22 protein-coding genes are annotated in these 24,063 nt (G+C 60.8%); 21 read left to right on the forward strand and 1 reads right to left on the reverse strand.

The features are described from left to right. Positions 1-96 precede the first annotated feature (96 nt). The 11 genes from pth to FE782_RS29770 all read left to right on the forward strand — a co-directional run bounded on the left by pth (position 97) and on the right by FE782_RS29770 (position 9,694). Entirely contained in the window at positions 97-660 is a 564-nt protein-coding gene (gene pth / locus FE782_RS29720; RefSeq protein WP_138197982.1) for an aminoacyl-tRNA hydrolase, read from the forward strand. A gap of 60 nt (positions 661-720) precedes the next feature. Next, entirely contained in the window at positions 721-951 is a 231-nt protein-coding gene (fin, locus tag FE782_RS29725) for an anti-sigma-F factor Fin (RefSeq protein ID WP_138197983.1), read from the forward strand. Between the two features lie 97 nt (positions 952-1,048). Continuing rightward, positions 1,049-4,618 (forward strand): transcription-repair coupling factor, encoded by a 3,570-nt coding sequence (gene mfd, locus FE782_RS29730; protein WP_138197984.1) that lies wholly within the window; start codon positions 1,049-1,051, stop codon positions 4,616-4,618. Between the two features lie 237 nt (positions 4,619-4,855). Further along, positions 4,856-5,398, forward strand: a complete 543-nt coding sequence (gene spoVT, locus FE782_RS29735) for a stage V sporulation protein T (RefSeq protein WP_138197985.1) — start codon at positions 4,856-4,858, stop codon at positions 5,396-5,398. A gap of 146 nt (positions 5,399-5,544) precedes the next feature. Beyond that, on the forward strand, positions 5,545-7,035 hold the full coding sequence (gene yabN, locus FE782_RS29740; protein ID WP_238392717.1) for a bifunctional methyltransferase/pyrophosphohydrolase YabN: 1,491 nt from the start codon (positions 5,545-5,547) through the stop codon (positions 7,033-7,035). 140 nt (positions 7,036-7,175) lie between these two features. Beyond that, positions 7,176-7,448 (forward strand): HU family DNA-binding protein, encoded by a 273-nt coding sequence (locus FE782_RS29745; RefSeq protein ID WP_138197986.1) that lies wholly within the window; start codon positions 7,176-7,178, stop codon positions 7,446-7,448. Position 7,449: 1 nt separating this feature from the next. After that, positions 7,450-7,725 (forward strand): RNA-binding S4 domain-containing protein, encoded by a 276-nt coding sequence (locus tag FE782_RS29750; RefSeq protein ID WP_138197987.1) that lies wholly within the window; start codon positions 7,450-7,452, stop codon positions 7,723-7,725. 137 nt (positions 7,726-7,862) lie between these two features. Continuing rightward, on the forward strand, positions 7,863-8,150 hold the full coding sequence (yabP, locus tag FE782_RS29755; protein WP_138197988.1) for a sporulation protein YabP: 288 nt from the start codon (positions 7,863-7,865) through the stop codon (positions 8,148-8,150). Next, the gene (gene yabQ / locus FE782_RS29760; RefSeq protein ID WP_138197989.1) at positions 8,147-8,746 is read left to right on the forward strand and encodes a spore cortex biosynthesis protein YabQ; all 600 of its coding nucleotides are present in this window, start codon (positions 8,147-8,149) and stop codon (positions 8,744-8,746) included. The genes yabP and yabQ overlap by 4 nt, the downstream gene beginning before the upstream one ends. A gap of 15 nt (positions 8,747-8,761) precedes the next feature. Further along, a complete protein-coding gene (locus FE782_RS29765) occupies positions 8,762-9,079 on the forward strand; it encodes an FtsB family cell division protein (protein ID WP_138197990.1) in 318 nt (105 codons plus the stop codon). A gap of 81 nt (positions 9,080-9,160) precedes the next feature. Next, a complete protein-coding gene (locus FE782_RS29770) occupies positions 9,161-9,694 on the forward strand; it encodes a S1 domain-containing RNA-binding protein (protein ID WP_138197991.1) in 534 nt (177 codons plus the stop codon). Positions 9,695-9,857: 163 nt separating this feature from the next. On the opposite strand, the gene FE782_RS29775 is transcribed toward FE782_RS29770, so the two are convergent. Then, complete coding sequence (locus tag FE782_RS29775; RefSeq protein ID WP_138197992.1) at positions 9,858-10,658, reverse strand: transposase; 801 nt, start codon at positions 10,656-10,658, stop codon at positions 9,858-9,860. A 513-nt stretch (positions 10,659-11,171) separates the two neighbouring features. On the opposite strand from FE782_RS29775, the gene spoIIE reads away from it, so the two are divergent. The 10 genes from spoIIE to FE782_RS29825 all read left to right on the forward strand — a co-directional run bounded on the left by spoIIE (position 11,172) and on the right by FE782_RS29825 (position 24,036). Continuing rightward, positions 11,172-13,667 (forward strand): stage II sporulation protein E, encoded by a 2,496-nt coding sequence (gene spoIIE, locus FE782_RS29780; protein ID WP_138197993.1) that lies wholly within the window; start codon positions 11,172-11,174, stop codon positions 13,665-13,667. Positions 13,668-13,777: 110 nt separating this feature from the next. Continuing rightward, positions 13,778-14,503 carry a vWA domain-containing protein gene (locus tag FE782_RS29785; protein ID WP_138197994.1) on the forward strand — a complete coding sequence of 242 codons (726 nt, stop codon included), beginning with the start codon at positions 13,778-13,780 and terminating at the stop codon, positions 14,501-14,503. Next, complete coding sequence (locus FE782_RS29790; RefSeq protein ID WP_158299612.1) at positions 14,496-15,416, forward strand: protein kinase domain-containing protein; 921 nt, start codon at positions 14,496-14,498, stop codon at positions 15,414-15,416. The genes FE782_RS29785 and FE782_RS29790 overlap by 8 nt, the downstream gene beginning before the upstream one ends. Positions 15,417-15,442: 26 nt before the next feature. Next, positions 15,443-16,885, forward strand: a complete 1,443-nt coding sequence (gene tilS / locus FE782_RS29795) for a tRNA lysidine(34) synthetase TilS (protein WP_158299613.1) — start codon at positions 15,443-15,445, stop codon at positions 16,883-16,885. Positions 16,886-16,959: 74 nt separating this feature from the next. Further along, positions 16,960-17,505 (forward strand): hypoxanthine phosphoribosyltransferase, encoded by a 546-nt coding sequence (gene hpt, locus FE782_RS29800; RefSeq protein ID WP_138197997.1) that lies wholly within the window; start codon positions 16,960-16,962, stop codon positions 17,503-17,505. Positions 17,506-17,601: 96 nt separating this feature from the next. Continuing rightward, complete coding sequence (ftsH, locus tag FE782_RS29805) at positions 17,602-19,545, forward strand: ATP-dependent zinc metalloprotease FtsH (protein WP_138197998.1); 1,944 nt, start codon at positions 17,602-17,604, stop codon at positions 19,543-19,545. Positions 19,546-19,758: 213 nt separating this feature from the next. Beyond that, positions 19,759-20,697, forward strand: coding sequence for a quinolinate synthase NadA (nadA, locus tag FE782_RS29810; RefSeq protein ID WP_138198019.1), 939 nt, complete (start codon positions 19,759-19,761; stop codon positions 20,695-20,697). Between the two features lie 69 nt (positions 20,698-20,766). Beyond that, positions 20,767-22,392: an L-aspartate oxidase gene (gene nadB / locus FE782_RS29815; protein ID WP_138197999.1), complete on the forward strand. Its 1,626-nt coding sequence runs from the start codon at positions 20,767-20,769 to the stop codon at positions 22,390-22,392. Then, a complete protein-coding gene (nadC, locus tag FE782_RS29820; protein ID WP_238392718.1) occupies positions 22,382-23,269 on the forward strand; it encodes a carboxylating nicotinate-nucleotide diphosphorylase in 888 nt (295 codons plus the stop codon). The genes nadB and nadC overlap by 11 nt, the downstream gene beginning before the upstream one ends. Then, positions 23,266-24,036: a type III pantothenate kinase gene (locus tag FE782_RS29825; protein ID WP_138198000.1), complete on the forward strand. Its 771-nt coding sequence runs from the start codon at positions 23,266-23,268 to the stop codon at positions 24,034-24,036. Before nadC ends, FE782_RS29825 begins: the two co-directional genes overlap by 4 nt. The last annotated feature ends 27 nt before the right edge of the window (positions 24,037-24,063 follow it).

Consider the following 24,063-nt stretch of genomic DNA (forward strand, 5'->3'; position numbering starts at 1 on the left):
GGCCGGTTTCGGGCGCAGAAGAACGTCGAAGTCCCCTTGGGAGAGGGGACTTTTTGTTTGCCCTTGGTGTATAATGGCTACGGGAGTGAATATGGGATGAAATGGTTCGTCGGGCTCGGCAATCCGGGCAGAGATTATGAGGATACGCGGCATAATATCGGGTGGATGGCGCTGGACGAGGTCGCAAAGCGATGGGGCGTCTCGACGGCGCAGTCGAAGTGCAAGGGGCTCGTCGCCGAAGCGCGCGTGGAGGGCGAGAAAGCGTACTTGATCAAGCCGATGACGTACATGAACTTGTCGGGGGAATGCGTGCGAGCGTTCCTTGACTTCTATAAGCCGGACCCCGCGGATCTGATCGTCGTGTACGACGATATGGACACGGAGTTAGGCTCGATTCGCCTGCGCATGAAGGGAAGCCCCGGCGGACACAACGGCATCAAGTCGATTATCGCCCATCTCGGCACCGATCAGTTCCATCGCATTCGGCTCGGCATCTCGCGGCCGGCGCCGGGGTCGAACATCTCGAACTACGTGCTGTCGACGTTCCGCAAGGAGGAGCGGGAAGCGCTCGAGCGGACCGTAACGAAGGCGGCGGACGCGATGGAATACTGTCTGAAGGAGCCGTTCGAGAAGGCGATGGCGAAATTTAACGGAAGCTGAATGGAACCGCCGCTCCCGTGGCGATACTAACATCAGATGGACACGGGAGGTGGGGACGTTATGTCGATTCGCTATGAATGTAAGCATTGCAGAATGCCGCTCGGGGAAATTTCGTCCGAGCACGTCACGGAGGCGCAGCTCGGATTCCATTTCTTGACCCCCGAGGAGCGCAACGATATAATTACGTATAATTCAAGCGGCGACGTTACCGTCAAGCTTGTATGCGATTATTGCCGCGAAGCGCTCCAGTCTCATCCGGAGCTTTCGCTGGTATCCAGCCCGCTGCAATGACCGGCCACGCGCCGGCGCATCGGGCGGGATGAACGGCCTTGGCTTGTCAGCCTAGGCTTGTTTTGGTTTGCCGGGAAAGAGGTGTCCTAATCTCGAAATGAGACGTTTATTAGAAGCGCTTGCGACGGATCCCGATCTGATTACCGTGACGGACGGCATCCGGTCGGGGCTGAAGGAACAATTGGTGTCCGGGCTTACCGGCTCGGCTAGAAGCGTATTTGTCGCGGCGCTGCATTCGCAATTGCAGCGCCCTATCGTCGTCATGACGCATAATATGTTTTCCGCCCAAAAATTAATAGAGGATCTGGAAGAGTGCCTGCCCCGCGGCGAGCTCCTCGCGTACCCCGCGAACGAGTCGATCGCGACGGAGGCGGCGGTGTCGAGCCCCGAGCTCGTCTCGCAGCGGATCGATGCGTTGTCCCGCCTCGCGAACGGCTTCCGGGGCGTCTTGGTCGTGCCGTACGCGGGCGTCCGCCGGCTCGTCGCGCCGAAGGAGACGTTCCAGGGCGCCGCGGTGACGGCGTCCGTCGGCGAGACGCTCGCCATCGACGCGCTGCTCGGCCGGCTCGCGGAGCTCGGCTACGAGCGCGTCGAGCGGGTGGAAGGGCGCGGCGAGATGAGCGTGCGCGGCGGCATCGTCGACGTATATCCGCTGAAGCCCATCGAAGGAAGCGGCGGGGAAGCGGGGGATCTCGCCGTGCGCATCGAGTGGTTCGACGACGAGATCGATTCGATCCGCTTGTTCGACCCCGTCGATCAACGCTCGAAGGAGCGGCTGGAGCGGGTCACGCTGCTGCCGAGCCGCGAGCTGTTCGCGGAGCCTCGCCGGTTCGAGAACGCGGCGCGGACCGCCGCGGAGCTGCTGGACCGCCAGCTGGAGCGAACGACCGACCGGACGGCGAAGGAGAAGCTCCGCGAGGAGATCGGCGGCGACCTGGTGAAGCTGCGGGAAGGCGCTTATTTTACCGGCATTTATAAATACGTCTCGTTGCTGTATCCCGAGCGGCAGACGCTGCTCGACTACTTGCCCAAGGATGCGCTGCTGCTCGTCGACGAGCCCAACCGGCTGCTCGAGACGGCGAAGCAGCTCGATCGGGACGAGGCGGAGTGGACGACCCACCTGCTGCAGGAGGGCAAGACGATCCCGAGCTTCGCGTTGTCGAAGAGCTATGAATCGCTCTTCTTCCACAAGCCGTTGCAGACGGTGTATTTGTCGCTGTTTCTGCGGCAAATTCCGAACACGCAGCCGCAAAACATCGTGAACGTCATCTGCCGCGCGATGCAGCAGTTCCACGGGCAGATGAACGTGCTGAAGACGGAGATCGAGCGATGGAGCAAGTCGAAGTCGACCGTCATGATGCTGGCCGGCAGCAAGGAGCGGCTCGACCGCATGCGCCGGGTGCTCGCCGATTACGGCATCCCCGAGCAGACGATGATCGAAGGCAATCTTCAGAGCGGCTTCGAGCTGCCGTCGGTCCATCTCGTCGTCATTACCGAGGGCGAGATGTTCAGCGCCAAGCAGCGGAAGGCGCGCAAGGTCGAACGGAAGATCGAAAACGCGGAGCGCATCAAGAGCTACACCGAGCTGAAAATCGGCGACTACGTCGTCCACGTCAATCACGGCATCGGCAAATACGTCGGGATCGGCACGATCGAGATCGACGGCGTTCACAAGGATTACCTGCATATTCTGTATGCCGGCGGCGATAAACTGTCCGTGCCGATCGAACAGATCGACATGGTGCAGAAGTACATCGGCGCGGAGGAAGGCAAGGAGCCGAAGGTTTACAAGCTGGGCGGCGGCGATTGGACGAAGGCGAAGTCGAAGGCGAGATCGGCCGTCAAGGACATCGCCGACGAGCTGATCAAGCTGTACGCGGCGCGCCAGGCGGCCCCCGGCCACGCCTTCCCGAAGGATACGCCGTACCAGCAAGAGTTCGAGGCGATGTTCCCTTACGACGAGACGACGGATCAGCTGCGCGCCATTGAAGAGATCAAAGGCGACATGGAGCGGCCGCAGCCGATGGACCGGCTGCTGTGCGGCGACGTCGGCTACGGCAAGACCGAGGTGGCCATCCGGGCCGCGTTCAAGGCGGCGATGGACGGCAAGCAGGTCGCCGTGCTCGTGCCGACGACGATTCTCGCGCAGCAGCATTACGAGACGTTCCGGGAGCGCTTCGGCGGCTTCCCGTTCAACATCGGCGTCTTGAGCCGATTCCGCTCCAAGAAGGAGCAGACCGAGACGATCAAGGGCGTCGTGAGCGGCGCGATCGATGTCGTCATCGGGACGCATAGAATACTTTCCCAAGACGTCAAGTTCAAGGACCTCGGTCTGCTGATCATCGACGAGGAGCAGCGATTCGGCGTTACGCACAAGGAAAAGCTGAAGAAGCTGCGTCTGAACGTCGACGTGCTGACGCTGACGGCGACGCCGATCCCGCGGACGCTGCACATGTCCATGCTCGGGGTGCGCGACCTGTCCGTCATCGAGACGCCGCCGGAAAACCGCTTTCCCGTGCAGACGTACGTCGTCGAGCACAGCGGCGCGCTCGTCCGCGACGCGATCGAACGCGAGCTCGCCCGGGGCGGGCAGGTGTACTACTTGTACAACCGCGTCCAAGGCATCCAGCAGATGGCCGATACGATCCATGCGCTCGTGCCGGACGCCCGGGTCGCCTCGGCGCACGGGCAGATGTCCGAGCAGGAGCTGGAGCGGACGATTCTCGACTTCCTCGACGGCGAATTCGACGTTCTCGTCAGCACGTCGATCATCGAGACGGGCGTCGACATTCCGAACGTCAACACGCTCATCGTGCACGACGCCGATAAGATGGGCCTGTCGCAGCTGTACCAGCTGCGCGGCCGGGTCGGCCGTTCGAATCGGATCGCGTACGCGTATTTCACGTACCAGCGCGACAAGGTGCTGAACGAAGTCGCGGAGAAGCGGCTGCAGGCGATCAAGGAGTTCACGGAGCTCGGCTCCGGCTTCAAGATCGCCATGCGCGATCTCGCGATCCGCGGCGCGGGCAATCTGCTCGGCGGCGAGCAGCACGGCTTCATCGCCTCCGTCGGGTTCGATCTGTATTCGCAGATGCTGGCCGAGGAGATCGAACAACGGAAGGCGGCGCTCGACGGCGGCATCGAAGGCGCGGAGCCGGCGGAACGGCGCTCCAAGCCGGTCAATACGCAAATCGAGCTCACGTTGGACGCGTACTTGCCGGGCGATTACATTTACGACAGCGCGCAGAAGATCGAGATCTACAAGAAGGTGGCGGGCATCCGCTCCTTCGAGGAAGAGAACGAGCTGGCCGACGAGCTGACCGACCGATTCGGCGATATGCCGACGCCGGTCCAGACGCTGCTGGCGGTCGCGCGCCTCAAGGTGTACGGGGCGGAGTACGGCATCCAGTCGATCGCGGCCAAGGGCGACGACCTGATCTTCACGTTCGGGCCGGAGCAGAACGAGCGCATCGACGGCCAGAAGCTGTTCGCGCTCAGCAACCGGTTCGAGCGCAAGCTGAAGCTCGTCCCGGGCAAGCAGATCGTCATCCAGATGAACCGCAAGGGGCTGTCCATGGAGGACGCGCTCCTCGCGGCGGAGAAGCTGCTTCAGCAATACCGCGAGGTGCTGAAGGACGGCGCGCAACGCTCGACAAACGTTGTATGAATTGGCAGGATGTTCTTATGAACATCCTGTTTTGCTTTCAATTGGTTGGCAACAATAATGGCGAACAGTCCCATACGGATGCATGATGTTGGACGGTTTGTACAAGAACTGGCGTATAAGTGAATCGTTAGCGACAAATACTAAGGTCGAATATTACACTGGTCATCACCCCCCTCGAACCGTACAGGACGGACGACTTCGATGCATTCAAACTTCTAGAAAGCGAGGGCATACAACATGAAAGCAACAGGAATCGTACGCAGAATCGACGATCTCGGACGGGTCGTTATCCCGAAGGAAATTCGTCGGACATTGCGTATTCGCGAAGGTGACCCGCTGGAAATTTTCGTCGATCGCGACGGAGAGGTTATATTGAAAAAATATTCCCCGATCGGGGAACTGGGCGACTTCGCCAAAGAATACGCAGAATCGCTGAGCGAGAGCACCGGGCACATTACGATGATCTCGGACCGCGACAACATTATCGCCGTATCCGGGGCGTCGAAGAAGGAATACATGGACAAGCAGATCGGTCCGATCGTCGAGACGGCGATGGAAAACCGAAAGACGACGTCGGAGACGAATGCCGGCGAATACGAAATATGCAAAGATTTGACGGAGACGTACAGCTCCTTCGTCTGCTCGCCGATCGTGGCGGGGGGCGATCCGATCGGTTCGGTCATCTTGCTCAGCAAGCAGGACGGCACCAAGATGAGTCAGATGGAAGTGAAGATGGCGGAGACGGCGGCCGGCTTCTTAGCCAAGCAGATGGAGCAGTGAACCGATTCGCTTTCGGATCGATGGACGGGCGCGGCCGCGCGCCTACATAAGGGCTTCCGTAACCTCACGCATGCGGCGCGGGTTGCGGAAGCCTTTTCGTTATGCGTAGAATGAAGTATCAATCGGGAAAAAGGGAAGTGGATGGCGTGCTACGAAATACGGGACGCATTACCGTCGCGGGACTCGGACCGGGCGGCCCCGACGGCTTGACGCTCGGCGCATGGGACGCCGTGCGGACGGCGCCGCTGCTGTTGCTGCGGACGGACAAGCATCCGGTGACGGCCTGGATGCGAGAGCAGGGCGTCGCCTACGAAACCTACGACGCGCTCTACGAAGCGCACGGACAGTTCGGGGACGTGTACGAGGCCATCGTCGACGACCTGCTGCGACGCGCCGCGGCCGGGGCCGACCTCGTCTACGCGGTGCCGGGGCATCCGTCGGTCGCGGAGTCGACCGTGGCGCTCCTGCGGGAGCGCTGCCCCGCGGCCGGCGTCTCCTTGCGCATCGTCGGCGGCGAGAGCTTCCTCGACCGTGCGTTCGTCGCGCTCGGCTTCGATCCGGCGGACGGCTTCCAGCTGGCCGACGGGACGGCGTTCCGACCGGAGCGCTTGAATCCGTACAATCACATTCTGATTACGCAGGTGTATGACGGGTTCGTCGCTTCGGACGTGAAGCTGGGGCTGATGGAGCGGTATCCCGACGATTACGAGGTGACGGTCGGGCATGCGCTCGGCGTCGCCGGCGAGGAACGGATCGAACACGTGCCGTTGTATGAACTGGACCGGGTCGGCGGGTACGGCAATCTGTCGCTCGTGTACGTGCCGCCGACCGAGCGGGACGACGTCCATTACCGGACGTTCGAGCGGCTGCACGAGATTATCGCGAAGCTTCGCAGCCCCAAGGGCTGCCCGTGGGATCGAGAGCAGACGCACAAGTCGCTGCGCAAATACTTCATCGAAGAGACGTACGAGGCGCTCGAGACGATCGACAACGACGACATGGACGCGCTTCGGGACGAACTCGGCGACGTGCTGCTGCAAATCATGCTGCATGCGCAGATCGAAGAAGAGGCCGGCACGTTCGACATCTACGACGTCGTCGCGGGGTTGGCCGCGAAGATGGTGCGGCGCCATCCGCATGTGTTCGGCGACGTCCGGGTCGGCGGGGTCGACGACGTGCTCGCCACTTGGCAGGACGTGAAGGCGAAGGAGCGGGAAGCGGCAGGCGACGCGGCGCCCGCTTCGGTGCTGGACGGCATTCCGAGCGGGCTTCCGTCGCTCATGCGGGCGGTCGCCGTGCAGAAGAAGGCGGCGAAGGTCGGCTTCGACTGGAGCGAGCCTGCTTCGATCGCCGACAAGATCGAGGAAGAGCTGCGCGAGTTCCAGGAGGCGTTGGCCGGCGCCGGCGACGACCGGGCGGAACGGCTGCTCGAAGAGATGGGCGATCTCCTGTTCGCGGTCGTCAATCTGGCCCGTTACCTGAAAATCGATCCGGAAGAAGCGTTATCCGCGACGAACCGAAAATTTACCAAAAGATTTCAGTATATCGAGGAACGACTACGTTTAAGCGGGAAATCCTTTGACCAAACTGATATCAATGAGATGGAAAGCTACTGGCAGGATGCCAAAAGGAGCTGAAATGCCTTCTTACGCGTGAATATTTTGCGAAAATGATGAAATGTTCGGTCGCAAAGCAGGATTTTCCCGGCATCCGAGAGAATACATAACTTGTGTTTCGCTATATTTTACCGTTGGATTGATTAGGAGGAATCGTAAGCATGAACAAGCAAGATTTGATCAACAGCATTTCCGAGAAGAGCGGCCTGACGAAGAAAGACGTCGAGTCCGTATTGAACAGCTTCCTTGGCGAAGTAACCGACGCGTTGTCCTCCGGGGACAAGGTACAGTTGATCGGCTTCGGCACGTTCGAGACGCGCAAGCGTTCCGCGCGCGTAGGCCGCAACCCGCAAACCGGCGCGACGCTCGAAATCGCCGAGTCCAAGGTTCCTGCGTTCAAAGCGGGCAACAAGCTCAAAGAAGCAGTGAAGTAAGATGCGTCTCGACAAATTCCTGAAGGTCTCCCGGCTTATCAAGCGTCGCACCGTCGCGAAAGACGTGTCCGACCAAGGACGGGTCTGGATCAACGGGAAAGAAGCGAAGGCGAGCAGCACGGTTAAGCCCGGCGACGAGCTGACGGTGCGATTCGGCCAGAAGAGCGTCACCGTCCGCGTCGAGCGGATCGCCGAGACGACTCGCAAGGACGAAGCGGCCGAGATGTACACAGTCATTAAAGAGGAATCGAACGCGTCCGGCGAGAGCGTCGTCTAATTGTTCGCCGGTCGTACCGAAGCCGTTCCGAAGCGGGATGTTTTCCGCTTCGGAACGGCTTCTTTCCGTTCTGAAGCTTCGGTTCTAAAACCCGTCCCCCTCCCATATGGTAGAGGTATAAGGGAGGGGTACATGCCATGGTGGATCTTGGTGGTGGAAAGACCAAACGGCAAGAGGTTCGGTTGCTGAACCGCCGCTTGCTCGAAGTGACGGGCGTCCTGAATGTGGACAGCTTCGACAGCGAAGAATTTCTGCTCGAAACCGAACTCGGGTTCCTTAACGTAAAGGGACAAAATTTACATATCAAGAACTTGAACCTCGAGCAAGGACTGGTCACGATCGAAGGCACCGTCAACGCCTTCGCGTATTTGGACGGCGCGGGGCCGGACAAGTCGAAAGGCTTCCTCGGTAAACTGTTCAAGTGACGCTAAGCGCTCAATTTCTGACGATGGCCGCCATGATGCTCAGCGGGGCCGCGCTCGGGCTGCTGTTCGACGGCTACCGGGTGTTGTCGGGGGAGCTCCGGTTCCCGCGCTGGATCATCCCGCCGCTGGACATCCTGTATTGGGCCGTCGGGACGGTCGCCGTCTTCCGCGTCTTATTCCTCAGCAACGGGGGAGAGGTTCGGATCTATGTTTTTCTGGCGCTGCTGATCGGGGTCTCGTTTTATTTCGCGCTGCTCAGCGACGTCTTCGTCCAAGCGATCCGTTGGTCGATCGGCCGAATCAAGGCACTGATTCGTTTGCTTATCCGATTGGGCGACCTTCTCGTCGTGCGTCCCTTGATCGCGCTGTACCGCCTCGTCATTGTAATTTTGGGATTTTTGGCGGCCTTGTCTATTTTCCTCGGAAAACTTGTGTTACAATTGCTCTATCCTTTGTGGAAAATCGCGTTATGGATCGGACGCCCTCTCGGGCGGCGGATATCCCGCCTCGTCCGCGCGGAAGCGTGGCTGACGCCGAGCGTTCGATTCGTTGCCGACGTTCTTCGAAGGACGGGCTTATGGAGAAAGCGCAAGTAGGGGGAATCTAAGAACATGGCTAAGGGATCGGCGAAGCAAGCGGCGAAGCCGAAGAGCGAGCTCCGGAGGCGACGGTTGTATTTCACGATCGTCGGCGGAGTATCCTTGTGGGCGATCTTCGCGTTTTGGGACCAGACCGGGGCCATGAAGGAGAAGAAGGCGGAGATGGGCGTCTTGCTGCAGCGCCTGGAGGAAGTGCGGGCGGAGCACGATTCGTACCAATCGGAAGTCACCCGTCTTCAAGATCCTGAATATATTGAACAGAAGGTACGGAAGGATTTCGGGATGACGCGCCCCGGCGATAAGGTGTTCGGCTCCCCGGCGGAAGAGTGACGGATTGCCGAAATCCAGCGTATTCTGTATAATGCAGCTAATTCCATTCATGCATTCACCAAGGGAGGAACAGGTTCTTTTATGTCAACCATTGAAGTTGGCGCGAAGCTAGAAGGCAAGGTTACGGGAATTACCCACTTCGGCGCTTTCGTCGAATTGCCCGGCGGCGTTACCGGTCTTGTTCACATTTCGGAGATCGCCGACAGCTACGTCAAGGACGTCAAGGATCACCTCAAGCTGGAAGACGTGGTGACGGTGAAGGTCATCAATGTGGATAAGGACGGGAAGATCGGGCTTTCGATCAAGAAGGCCGTCGATCGTCCGCCGGAAGCGCCGCGACCGAGCTTCGGCCGCGACGGCCCGCGCGAAGGCAGCGGCGGCTTCGGCGGCGGACGGCCCCCGCGCGAGGGCGGCGGCGGCTTCGGCGGACGCGGCGGCTTCGGCGGCGGACGCGGCGGCGATCGCCGCCAAGGCGGCGGCGGCTTCGGCGGCGGCAGACCGGCGAGTTTCGAAGACAAGATGTCCCGTTTCTTGAAGGATAGCGAAGAGCGCATGTCCTCCCTTAAGAAAAATACGGAAGGGAAACGCGGCGGACGCGGCGCGAAGCGCGTATAGCTTCGTCGACGTGAACCGACGCTTCCCGGATGGAAACCGTAAGGCATAACGCCTTGCGGTTTTTTTGTTGGCGGATAAATACGACTCGGCTGGGATACGGGAGGTGCTTCTCCGCGTGCCTTTCTAAGGTAATTCCTTCTGCTCAGGAAGAAGCGGGCCGCAACTAGGCGGCTCTAATGCAAAGCCGATCCAACGCCTCGCGCAAGGAGGTCGCTTGGGCGGCGGCGTTCCAACGGAAGCAGAACTCATTGAGGTAGCTCTGAAGGTACTTCGTACCGACGCCGTTGAACAGTCGGTTCATCCAACTGCGAGCCTCGAGAATGCAATCCCGCAGCGGACTACGGTGCATCCGATCGGAGTTGAGCCAATGCTTGACCGCGCACCGATCGACGTGTTCCTCGAGGATGCGTTCCTTCCCCTGTGCGGTCGGTTCCTTGAACCCGCGGACGAGGCGATCCCGAGGTACGAAGGAGAGCTTCAAAGCGGTCGCCTGGCCGCCTCCCCCGACGGAAGCCGAAACGGATACGACGCGTTCGCAACGATAGTGTCGGTGGGGGAGAAAGATGAAAATATATTTAGGCGCCAAGAAATGAAGCCCGGTATGTACGGTCCCTTGCAGCTTGAAGGCGTCTTCGACTTCGCCGATCGCTTGCCGGAATTTGCGCAGCATGAGCCACGCCGTCTTATGTTTCACGCCGATATGGGCGGCGAGCTGCTTTGCGTTGACGCCGTTCGTAGAGGCGAGGAGCTCGATGGCGGCGGCCCACTTGGCGAGCGGCGTGCGCGTCTTGGCCATGACGGTGCCGGCGGTCACGGACGTCTGACGGCCGCACAGGCGGCATTCATAGAGCGGCAGCTGCCGCGTCGAGATCGTATAATATGCCCCGTACCCGCAGCTCGGGCAGGAAAACCCGTTCGGCCACCGCCGCCGAAAGAAATACGCGACCTGTTCCGCTTGATCCATGAACGACGCCTCCTTTTCTCCATTATACCGAACATATGTTCCATTAACAACAGAAAAATTCCAAACCTCTTTACTGATCAGGAGGAATCACCTTGGAAAGGAGGCGGGTAGAGAAGCCGCTCCCGCTGCGGCCCTGATCAGGAGGAATCACCTTGGAAAGGAGGCGTAGGAGCGACACCTCCCGCCGCGTGCCTACCCGCTTTTTTAGAAATTATTCCTAATATTTTCCGCGTCATTGTGCGCCGGGGCTTCGTTGTGACGGCATGCCAAGGCATTCGACATCATTCTACGACACGGCCGCGGGCGAATCGCCCCGACGTGCGTCGACGGCTCCGGCGGGAGGGACCCGCAAACGCATTCGGGGCAAGGGAAACGCCGGAACGCCGAAGCTGTCGGAAAAAATATCGAGTCTACCAACGCATTGTGACAAACTTTTTAATAGAGTTATACCTATAATGAAACCACTCATTCATCCTGCGGGAGGAAACTACGGATTAGGGGTGGCTACGAAACATGGAAAAACGGAACGTGATGCAGCGGCTGGGGTGGGACATCGGGGGAGCGACGGGCAGGTGGAAGCAATCGGCGAAGCATCGGCTGCTGCACAATCGCGTCGTCCAGGCGGCGGTAGGCAAGCGGTGGGCGATCGTGCTGATGCTCGTCGCCTTCCTGCTCGGACGCGCGAACATTCTCGGCGAGCTGGCGCCGTTCGCCATCGCGTTCTTCGCGGCCATCTCGTATTTGCGGCGAGGCCTTATGCAGACGTCGGCGCTCGCCTTGATCGCGGGCAGCCTGCTGTCGCCGCATATCCAGGTCGGGTCGATCGCCGCGCAGATCGTCGTCTTCGCCTTGCTGCAGAAGGGGATGGCGCGGTACGAGAAGTCGGAGGTATCGCATGCGCCGGCGCTCGTCTTCCTATCGACCTTCACCGTGGGGCTGTTCGCCGACATCGTCGCGTCGAATATGACCTGGTACGCGGTTATGATGACGTCGGTCGAAGCGGGACTTAGCAGCGTACTGACGCTCATCTTCCTCCAAGCGCTGCCGGTGCTCACGTTGACTCGGAAAAACTATCAGCTGCGGCACGAAGAAATTATCTGCTTAATGATATTGTTGGCGTCGGTGCTGACCGGGACGGTGCAGTGGGAGATCGGCACCGTATCGCTGGAGCACTCGCTTTCGAGATATCTCATCTTGATTCTCGCGTTCGTCGGCGGGGCGCCGATCGGCGCGTCGGTCGGCGTCGTCACCGGCCTCATTCTCAGCTTGGCGAACTTTTCCGCGATTCAACAAATCAGTCTGCTGGCGTTCGCGGGGCTGCTGGCCGGCCTCTTGAAGGACGGAGGCAAGATGGCCGTCGGCTTCGGCATGCTGCTCGGCACGTCGATCCTCGCGATCTACGCCGGAGACGCGGCGCATGTGATGCAGTCCACGTACGAATCGGTGGCCGCCGTGGCTCTGTTCCTGCTGACGCCGAAGGGCATGATCCGCACGATCGCCAAGTACGTGCCCGGCACGCAGGAGCATGCGAAGTCGCAGCAGGATTATATTCGCCGCGTACGGGACATTACGGCGAATCGGGTGAATCAATTTTCCGACGTGTTCAAGCAATTGTCGAAGAGCTTCGGCCAATTGACGGAGCAAAATCAGCTCCTTCAGCACGAAGCGGAGATGGGCCATTTCGTGAACGCGGTGACGCAAGAGGCGTGCGCGACCTGCTTTAAGCGAAACTCCTGCTGGGAGGGAGGATTCTATAAGACTTACAAATATATGACGGATATGATGACGGAGGTGGAGGCGAACCCGGAATTCGACAAGGACCATATTCGCGCGGAATGGAGGCAGACGTGCCATAAGACGGAACGCGTATTGACGATTCTGCAGAAGCAATACGAGAAATATCGGTACGACCGGCATTGGACGAAGCAAATTCAAGACAGCCGCAAGCTCGTATCCGAGCAGCTGTTCGGCGTCTCGCAGGTCATGGACGACCTGGTAAAGGAAATCCGGCGCGAAGGACAAGGCTTGTTCTTGCAAGAAGAGCAGATTACGCAGGTGCTCGAGGAGATGGGGCTGCAGGTGCAGCGGCTCGACATTATTTCGCTCGACGAAGGCAATGTGGAAATCGAAGTGGTGCACGGCTTCAAGCGCGGATTCGACGAATGTCGGAAAATGATCGCGCCCCTCCTCTCCGACGTGCTCGGCGAGACGATCGCGGTGAAGCAGGAGCGCTGGGACGAACCGAGCGAGGGGCTCGCCACGGTACGATTCTCTTCCGCGAAGGAGTATGAGGTGGAGACGGGCATCGCCTGCGCGGCGAAGGGCGGCGAATGGCTGTCCGGCGACAGCTTCTCGACCGTGGAGCTCGGCAACGGCAAGTTCGCGCTCGCCATTAGCGACGGCATGGGCAACGGCGAACGGGCCCGCGTGGAGAGCAGCGCCGCGCTGTCGATTTTGCAGCAGCTGCTGCAATCCGGCATGGACGAGCAGCTCGCGATCAAGTCGGTTAACTCGGTACTGATGCTGCGCTCATCCGATGAAATTTACGCGACGGTGGACTTGGCCATTATCGATTTATATAGCGCGAAGACGACGTTCATGAAGATCGGCTCGACGCCGAGCTTCATCAAACGGGGCGACGAGGTGCTGCCGATTACGGCGAGCAATCTGCCGCTCGGCATCTTGAAAGATATCGACGTCGACTTGGTCGTGCATCAGCTGCTGCCGGGCGATCTGCTCGTCATGATGACGGACGGCGTCTACGACGCGCCGGGCCATGCGGCGAACAAGGAGCTCTGGATGAAGCGCATCCTATCCGAGATGGAATCCGACGCGCCGCAGGACATCGCGGACAAGCTGCTCGACACGGTCATCCGCCACCACGACGGGGAAGTCGTGGACGATATGACGGTCATCGTCGCGAAGATCGACAAATTCGCGCCGGAGTGGGCGACGTTCCGTTGGCGCGGGCAGGGCGCTCCTATCGAACGGCCGAGAACGGTGAGCTAGGCGGCATTTTCTAGTAAAATAGGTCTATATCGCTCCCCTTATGGCAATGCTAGGACTAGTAGAAATTTACCGCTAGTCGCTAGATTCAGCCGGAAGGGGAGCGTTTCGTTTTGAAGCAAATCATCGTGATTACCGACGGGAATTCGAATGAGGGGATCAGTCCGATTACCGCGGCGGCGGAGGCGTACGCAAGGGGCGTCGTCGTCAACGTGATCGGCGTCGTCGACCGGGAAGCGGCGGGCATGCGCGGGGAACGGGAAATCGAGGCCGTCGCCAAAGCGGGCGGAGGCTTACATAGAATCGTATCGCCGACGAAGCTGGCGTATACGATGCAGATGATGACGCGGCATACGGTCGTGGCGACGATCCAACAGGTCGTCAACGAAGAGCTGCGTTCGATTTTCAAGAACGAGACGGCGTCGCTGGAGACGCTCCCGCCGGAGAAGCGAGCGGAGGTCGTCCGATCGGTGGACGAATGGACGGAGACGGCGCCGCTGCAGGTCGCGCTGCTGATCGACGCGAGCGCGAGCATGAAGCATAAATTCGATGCAGTGCGAGAAGCGGCCTACGACTTGATGCTCAGTATGCAGGCGCGAGCGGGCAAAAGCGAACTCGCCGTGTTACATTTCCCTGGAAATAACGCGAATGCTGTCGAAATCGACGTCGGGTGGACGTGCGAGCTTGCAAAACTAGAAAAGATTCTATATAAATTAAACGTAAAAGGGACGACACCCACCGGGCCCGCGATCTTGGACGCGCTAGCCTTGTTCGGCGGCGTCGGGCGGCCTTCGCCGCGCCGCGCCGCGGACGCCGCTTGGGGGGATTACGTTGTCTGACGCGACTTCCGGAACGATTCGGCTCCGCGCGGGAGACCGCGTGGCGTCGAAATGGAGCGGACAATCGATTCTCGTGGAGCGGTTTCTCGGGGAAGGTGCCAACGGGAGCGTCTATTTGGCGCGTCTCCCGGACGGCCCTTCCCATTGCGCTTTGAAAATCGGAAACGACGTTTATGCACTGCAATCGGAGATCAACGCCCTGAAATCGGTCGGCGGCGACGCTCCGCGGCTGCTGCTGGCGGACGACGGCACGTGCCGGGGAGTCTCGTTCCCGTTCTACGTCATGTCGTTCGTGCCCGGGAAGCCGCTCGGCGAGACAACGTTCGGCGCGGACGCCGGCGCGTTGACAACGTTCGGCGCCGACCTGCTCGGGCAGCTTCGCGAGCTGCATGCCGCAGGCTGGGCGTTCGGCGACGTGAAGCCCGATAACGTGATGATCGGCCGCCAGGGCGAGGTGCGTCTCGTCGATTACGGCGGGGCGACGCGGTTCGGATCGTCGGTGAAGCAGTTCACGGAGCTATACGATCGAGGATACTGGAAGCTCGGGGGACGAAGGGCGGAGGCGGCGTACGATTTGTTCGCGTTCGCCGTCGTCATGCTCGAGGCGGCGGGGCTCGGGCGCCGCGTGCGCGCGATCGCGGGGACGAGCCGCCGGGACAAGGCGAAGGAGCTCGTCGCGCTCGTCGACGAAAGCCCGCTGCTCGCCGCGGAGGCGAACGTGCTGAAGCGGCTGCTGCGCGGAGAGTGCGGCGACACCGAGCAGGCGCTCGGCGCTTGGGCCGCCGCCGCCGCGAAGCCGCCGCCGCGGCACGCGCCGGCGGCCGGAGAACGATGGCCGGCGTATTGGTTCGCCGGAGCGGCGGCCGCGTTCGCGGGGGCCGTCTGGTGGATGAGCGGCAACGGGCTGTCATAATTTTCGAAAGCGGGGCGGTAGGGCGAATGCTGACGGACGGGTTGACGCGGCGGGTGGAGCGGACGATTCGGGAGCGCTCCTTGTTCGCGCATGGCGAGCGGATCGTCGTCGGCGTGTCCGGCGGCGCGGATTCCGTCGCGCTCCTGCACGTGTTGTGCGCGCTGCGCGAGCGGTACGACTATCGCGTCGCGGCCGCGCACGTCAATCATGGCTTGCGCGGCGACGAATCCGACGCGGAGGAGGCATACGTTCGGGCGCTGTGCGAACGGCTCGGGACGCCGTGCTTCGCGACGCGCGTGGATGTTTCCGGCGCGCTGGCGGCGCACGGCAACAACTTGCAGTCGGCCGCCCGGGCGCTGCGGTTCGAAGCGTTCCGCGCCGCGACCGAAGCCTGGGAGGCGGGGGCGACAGCGCTCGGGCATCACGCGGACGATCAGGCGGAGACGGTGCTGATGCGACTGCTTCGCGGCGCGGGGGCCGGCGGCCTCGGCGGCATTCGGTTCGTCGCCGAGGTGAACGGGTTGAAACTTGTAAGGCCGCTCCTCCGTAATAAGAAGACCGAGCTTGAAGCGTACTGCGAACGACACGGTCTGGCGCCTCGATTCGATTCGAGCAACGCGAAGCGGACGTACTTCCGCAACGCGATTCGGTTAGATTTGCTTCCTTATATAATGAAGCTTCGCCCCGGCGCGGCGGATTCGCTTCGGCGGGCGGCCGAGCTGAGCGCCGACGAAGACGAGCTGCTCGACGCGCTCGCTTCGGAGCGGGTTCGCGAGGCGACGAAGCGGGAAGGGGGCGCGATCCGGGCCGAGCGAACGGCGTTCCTGGAAGCGCATATCGCTTTACAAAGACGAATGATTAAAATAATATTAAATAGTCTCAAATTGGATGAAAACGCCATCGATTTCGCCAAAGTGGAACGGATTCGCGAGGCGATCGCCGCAGACCTGCCCACGACGTCGGAAATCCGGACGAGCGCCGACACGGCGTTCCGAAGGTCGTACGATGCGTTAGAGTGGGGACCTTATCGGCGCGAGACCCCGAAGCCGTACCGATGCTCGTTCGATCCCGCCGGCGCCGAAGCCGGCGAAGTGGAGCTCCCCGCCGTCGGAGGATGGATCGAATGGCGGAACGAGGCGGTCGATCGGTTCCGTCCGCCGGAAGCGGCGGATGCCTTCGAGGTTTGGTTCGACGCGGATCGCGCGCCGACGCCTTGGACGGTCCGGACGCGAGCGCCCGGAGATCGAATGGACGTATTCGGTTTAAACGGGAGCAAATCGGTAAAAGATATTTTCGTCGACGGGAAGCTTCCGAAGGATCAGCGAGAAGTCTGGCCCGTCGTGACGGACGCGGACGGGACGCTGCTGTGGGTGCCGGGCTTCCGGCGGGCCGCGGCCGCGCCGGTTGACGACCGCACGAAACGGGTCGTCGCGATGAGGCTGCGGTTCGAGGGGAACTTTTTCGACTGACGAGGGTTATGGTTTTTTTCGCACTTACATACGATATTTATACTACCATGGTCAACGCCGACGGGAGGACGAACGTGCGCAACGACATTCAAGAAGTGTTATTCACGGAGCAAGAAATTCAAGAGAAGGTGGCCGAGCTGGGCCGTCAGATCACCGCGGACTACGCGGGGAAAAATCTTCTCATCCTATGCGTTCTGAAGGGCGCGTTCATCTTCGTTTCCGACTTGGTCAAGAAGATCGACCTAAAGCTCGACATCGACTTCATGGCCGTCTCCTCGTACGGGAACGCGACGAAATCGTCGGGCGTCGTGAAGATCGTCAAGGATCTGGACGCTCCGGTGGAAGGCCGGGACATCTTGATCGTAGAGGACATCATCGACAGCGGGTTGACGTTGTCTTATTTGATCGACGTTCTGGAGCGCCGCAACGCGCATTCGGTCAAGGTCGTGACGATGTTCGACAAGCCGCATCGCCGTACCGTCGGCCTGGAGGCCGATTATAAGGGATTCTTGATTCCGGACGCGTTCATCGTCGGATACGGCTTGGACTACGCGGAGAAGTACCGGAACCTGCCGTTCGTCGGCGTGCTGAAGCCCGAGGTATACTCCGGACATGCGTAAAGTCCGGGCGCGCGCGACCCGCGCGAGGGCCGAGCTTTGTTGTGATGCGGGTTTCCGCTATGATACAATATACTCACGCCTGAGAGGAGGTAGGGAATGAACAAGATCGTCCGGAACACCGGATTTTATCTGATTATTTTCTTAGTCACCGTCGGAATCGTGCACTTCATCAGCAACCAGAACAACCAAGAAGACTCGCTGAACTTCAGCGAATTCCGACAAGCGCTCGATGCGGGCGAAATCGCAGAGGTCACCGTTCGGTGGGACGGATATTCCTACTTAATTAGAGGGAAATACGAGGGGGCCGCGCCGGAGGATCCGTCATTCGTGACGAGAGCGCCTCTAGACGGCGATTTGTTCGAGATGTTGAAGACCAGCGGGGTTGTAGAAACCTACGAACGCCAAGAGGGCGAACCGCTGTGGATCGCGTTTTTAACGGGCATCGTGCCGTTCATCCTCATCTTCGTACTGTTTTTCTTCCTGATGAATCAAGCGCAGGGCGGCGGCGGCAAGGTGATGAATTTCGGCAAGAGCCGCGCTCGTCTATATAACGAAGAGAAGAAGAAGGTGACGTTCGAGGACGTCGCCGGAGCGGACGAGGAGAAGCAGGAGCTCGTCGAAGTGGTCGAGTTCTTGAAGGATCCCCGCAAGTTTTCCGCGGTAGGCGCCCGGATTCCGAAGGGCGTGCTGCTCAACGGTCCTCCGGGTACCGGTAAGACGCTCCTTGCGCGCGCGGTAGCGGGCGAAGCGGGCGTGCCGTTCTTCAGCATCTCCGGCTCCGACTTCGTCGAGATGTTCGTCGGCGTCGGCGCGTCCCGCGTGCGGGACCTGTTCGAGAACGCGAAGAAGAACGCGCCTTGCATCATCTTCATCGACGAGATCGACGCGGTCGGACGCCAGCGCGGCGCCGGACTCGGCGGCGGTCACGACGAACGCGAACAGACGCTGAACCAATTGCTCGTCGAGATGGACGGCTTCGGCGTGAACGAAGGCATTATCATTATCGCCGCGACGAACCGTCCGGACATTCTGGACCCGGCGCTTCTCCGCCCGGGCCGCTTCGACCGTCAAATTACGGTCGACCGTCCGGACGTCAAGGGCCGCGAAGCGGTGCTGAAGGTTCACGCGCGGAACAAGCCGCTGGCGAAGGACGTCAAGCTCGAGTCCATCGCGAAGTATACGACCGGCTTCACCGGCGCGGATCTCGAGAACTTGCTGAACGAAGCGGCGCTCATCGCCGCTCGTCGGAACAAGAAGGACATCGGCATGGCGGAGATCGAGGAAGCGATCGATCGCGTCATCGTCGGGACGCAGAAGAAGAGCCGCGTCATCTCCGAACGGGAGAAGAAGATCGTCGCGTATCACGAGGCCGGCCACACGATCATCGGCTATCACCTCGAGAACGCCGATATGGTGCATAAGGTTACGATCATTCCTCGCGGTCGCGCAGGCGGATATCTTATGATGCTGCCGAAGGAAGACCGGTATATGATGACGAAGAACGAGCTGCTCGATAAGGTTACGGGGCTGCTCGGGGGCCGCATCTCCGAGGAGCTGTACATCGGAGAAGTCGGTACGGGCGCATCGAACGACTTCCAGCGCGCGACGGCGATCATCCGCTCGATGATTACCGAATACGGCATGAGTAAGCTCGGTCCGATGCAGTTCGGCACGACGCAAGGTCAAGTGTTCCTCGGCCGCGACATTGGGCACGAGCAGAATTACTCCGATCAGATCGCGTACGAGATCGACCAAGAGATGCAGCGTATGATCAATGAGTGCTACGAGAAGGGCCGCGACATCTTGAAGAAGCACGAGCGCGAAGTGCACCTCATCGCGCAGACGCTGCTCGAGAAGGAGACGCTCGACCTCGAGCAGATCGAAGCGCTCATCCAGAAGGGGTCGCTCGAATCGCTCGAATCGGGCGAAGGCGCCGCCGAAGCGCCGGCCTCGAAGGACGACATTCGGATCAACATCGGCACGCAGGAAGGCGCCGAAGCGAAGAAGTCGCCGACGGACGGAGAGAACGAAGAGAAGTAAATGTTGGAGGCGCCGCAGGCCAGTAGCGGCGTCTTTTTTGCGTCGTTCCGGGCTTTTTCCGTAATTGACACCTCCTGAAAGATTCTGTATTCTTCATATAATCGTACTTTTTTTCACAAACTACTCATATATGTGCACGGGGACCGGACCGCGGCTTCGCGGGATGGATTCGAACCAGGCGGAGAAGGAGTGGGTCGAATGGGCGCGCCTACCATGGAGGCTTTAGCGCTGGAGCGCAAACAAGAGCAAAACCGCGAGCTTCGCGAGCGGCTAGCGCAATTAAAGAAAGAACGGAATGCCATCATTCTCGCTCATTATTATCAGCGCGACGAAATTCAAGAGGTCGCCGATTTCCGCGGCGATTCGTTCCTGCTCGCTCAGAAGGCGGCGGAGACGGACGCGGACACGATCGTGTTCTGCGGCGTTCACTTCATGGGCGAGAGCGCCAAGATTCTCGCGCCGAACAAGACCGTGATCATTCCGGACGAACGGGCGGGCTGCCCGATGGCGGACATGGTGAACGTGGAAGGGCTCCGGGAGCTGAAGCGCAAGCACCCGAACGCGAAGGTCGTTACGTATATTAACTCCTCCGCGGAAATCAAGGCCGAAACCGATATCGTCTGCACGTCCGCGAACGCGGTGAAGGTCATTCAATCGGTCGACTCGGACGAGATCATCTGGGTGCCGGATAAGAACCTCGGCGATTACGTGTCCAAGTTTACCGATAAGAAGATGATCATCTGGGAAGGGTATTGCAACACGCACGACATGTTGACGGTCAAGGACGTCGTCGAGATGCGGCAGCAATACCCGAACGCCTTGTTCGTCGTCCATCCGGAATGCCGTCCGGAGGTCGTCAAGCTGGCGGACTTCGTCGGCAGCACGACGGCGATCATCGACTACTGCAAGAAGTCGGACCACCAAGAGTTCATCGTCGGCACGGAGGACGGGACGGGATATCAGCTTCGTAAGGACAGCCCGAACAAGACGTTCCATTTCGCCTCGAAATATTTGGTGTGCCCGAACATGAAGGTCAACAACTTGAAGAAGCTCGTACGCTGTCTGGAGACGATGCAGCCGGAAATTCACGTGCCGGAAGACGTCGCCGAGCGGGCGAGACTATCGCTCGAACGCATGCTGCAAGTGAAGTAACATGCCGCGTACCGGGCGGACGGGACCGGTTGCCCTCCGCCCGGCAGCGTAGGAAGGCAGGAGTACCTCATGATTCCTAGAACGCTAATCGATATAGATATCGCGGCCTTGCCCCGAGTCGAGACGGACGTCATCGTCATCGGCTCGGGGATTGCCGGTTTATACACCGCTTTGAAAGCGGCGGACGCGGGGCAGCGCGTCATGATGATCGCGAAGAAATCGCTGCTCGAGAGCAATACGCGGTACGCGCAGGGCGGCATTGCGGCCGTCATTTCGGACGAGGATTCGCCCCTGTACCATCGACAGGATACGCTCATCGCCGGCGCAGGTCTCTGCACGGCGACCGCGGTCGACGTGCTCGTGCACGAAGGGCCGGACGGCGTGCAGGAGTTGATCCGATTCGGTACGCAGTTCGACCGCGAGGACGGCGGAGAATATGCGCTGACGATGGAGGGCGCGCACAGCCAGCGCCGCATTCTGCACGCGCAGGGCGACGCGACGGGCGCGGAGATCGTCCGCGCGCTCGCGGCCGAGACGCGGCGGAACGAGCGGATCGAGGTGTGGGACGACCACTTCTGTCTGGATCTGGTCACGGATCAGGGCGAATGCTGCGGCGTCGTCGTCGAGCGCCCGTTCGGCGGCGAGCGGGTGTTCGTTATGGCTAAGGCGACGGTGCTGTGCACCGGAGGGGCCGGGCAGCTGTATCGTTACACGACGAATCCGGAGATCGCCACCGGCGACGGCATCGCCATGGCGTTCCGCGCCGGCGCGTACGTGCAGGACGTCGAGTTCGTGCAGTTTCACCCGACCGCGTTGACGTATCCGGGAGCGCCTCGGTTTCTGATTTCCGAAGCGGTTCGGGGCGAGGGAGCCGTGCTGCGAAACATCCGCGGCGAGCGGTTCATGGAGCGCTATCACCCGCAGCTCGAGCTTGCCCCGCGGGACGTCGTCGCCAGGGCGATCGTCAGCGAGATCGACAAGACGAAGTCGACGTTCGTGTATCTGGATTTGACGCACGAATCGCAGGACGTCGTGAAGGCTCGTTTTCCGACGATTTACGAGTTCTGTCTGCGGTACGGGTTGGATCTGTCGAGCGACTGGATCCCCGTAGCGCCCGCGGCGCATTACATGATGGGCGGCGTGAAGACGGATCTTCATGGCGAGACGAGCGTCCGCCGGCTGTTCGCCTGCGGGGAGGTGTCCTCGACGGGCGTCCACGGGGCGAACCGTCTCGCGAGCAACTCGCTGTCGGAGGCGATCGTGTTCGGGCGACGCATCGTCGAGCGCATCCGCGCGCTGCCGCCGTTAGAACGCGATCCGGAGTTCCATGTCGTGCTCGGTCGGACGGAAGCGTCCACGCAGCCGGTCGTGGAGCGGCGGCTGAAGCTGCAGAAGTTGATGCTGCGGTACGCCGGTCTCGTCCGGAACGAGAAAGGATTGAAGAAAGGGCTGGAGGAGCTGCGCAAGCAATCGTCGTTGTTCATGACGAAGCTGTCCGGCCGCGAGCAATTCGAATACGCCAACTTATTGACGTTGGCGCTGTTGACGGTGCTGGCCGCCCTGCGGCGGGAGGAAAGCCGCGGCGCGCATTATCGGGAGGATTTCCCCGAACGGGACGATATCGTCTGGAAGAAGCATATCGTACACCATCGGGATTTCGGAGTAGCGGAGGAGAGTTTGCAGCATGGCGGTTGATTCGATGACGCTTGATTTGTCGATCGTTCGGGACCAAATCCAAGGGTGGTTGCGCGAGGACGTCGGTCCGGGGGACGTGACGAGCCGGTCGATCTTGCCGGAAGACCATCGAAGCAAGGCGGTCATCCATGCCAAGGAAGCCGGCGTCGTCGCGGGCTTGCCCGTGGCGGAAGCGGTATTCGCCGAAGTGGATCCGGCGCTCCGCGTCACGCGGATCGCGACGGAAGGCGCGCCGATCGCGGTCGGCGACGTCCTGCTCGAGCTGGAGGGGAGCACGCTTTCGATTTTGACGGGCGAGCGGCTGGCGCTGAACCTGCTGCAGCGGATGTCCGGCATCGCGACGACGACCCGCGCGTACGCGGCCGCGGTCGAAGGCGTGACGCCGGCGCCGCGCATCGTCGATACGCGGAAGACGACGCCGGGCTTGCGGCTGCTCGAGAAGTATGCGGTGCGCGTCGGCGGCGGGTATAACCACCGGTTCGGCCTGTTCGACGCCGTTCTATTGAAGGATAATCACATCAAGGCCGCAGGCGGCGTGAAAGAAGCGGTCGCGCGCTCTCGGGCGGCCGTCCCGCATACGATGCGGGTCGAGGTCGAGGTGGAGACGATGGACCAGGTGGAGGAAGCCATCGAGTCGGGCGCGGACATTATTATGCTCGATAATATGGCTCCGGCGTCGATGGCGGAAGCGGTGTCGCGCATTCGCCGCGCCTCCCCGCGCACGGTCGTCGAGGCGTCGGGCGGCGTAAACCTGACGACCGTACGAACGATCGCGGAAACCGGCGTAGACGTCATCTCCGTCGGCGGCCTGACCCACTCGGCGAAATCGCTGGACATCTCGCTCGACTTGGGCGGGAAGAAAGGCGCCCGCGCATGATTCTCGTCGTCGACGTAGGCAATACGAATATCGTTCTGGGCTTGTATGAGCGCGAGACCTTGCGGTTCCATTGGCGCGTGGCGACCAACCGGTCGTCCACCGCCGACGAATACGGCATTCTCATCTGCAGCCTGTTCCAACATGCCGGGGTTCGCGTGGACGATGTGGAGGGCGTCATGATTTCCTCCGTCGTTCCGCCGGTGAACGCCATGCTGGATCACATGTGCCGCAAATACGTGCGGCGCGCGCCGGCGTTCGTCGGTCCCGGCATTAAGACGGGCCTTAACATTCGGTACGAAAATCCGAGGGAAGTGGGCGCGGACCGCATCGTGAACGCCGTCGCAGGCATTCACAAGTACGGGAGCCCCTTGATCGTCGTCGATTTTGGAACGGCGACCACCTTTTGTTATATTGATGAAAAGGGCGATTACATCGGCGGCGCCATCGCGCCCGGCATCGGCATCTCGACCGAGGCGCTGTACCAGCGCGCGGCCAAGCTGCCGCGGATCGAGCTGGCGAGGCCGCGCAGCACGGTCGGCCGCACGACGGTGGCTTCGATGCAATCCGGCATCATCTTTGGCTTCGCGGGTCAGGTCGACGGCATCGTGGAACGCATCCGCGAGGAGTTCGGAACGCGCCCGCGCGTCGTCGCCACCGGAGGACTTGCGGAGATGATCGCCGGGGAGTCGAAGACGATCGATACGATCGACCCGTTATTAACGTTGGAAGGCTTGCGTTTGATTTACGAACGCAATCGCGTCAAGTGAGGCGCAAGACGCGCTCGAGGGCGGAAG

Origin of the sequence: Paenibacillus antri, assembly GCF_005765165.1 — a bacterium.
GTDB classification, from domain to species: Bacteria; Bacillota; Bacilli; order Paenibacillales; family YIM-B00363; genus Paenibacillus_AE; species Paenibacillus_AE antri.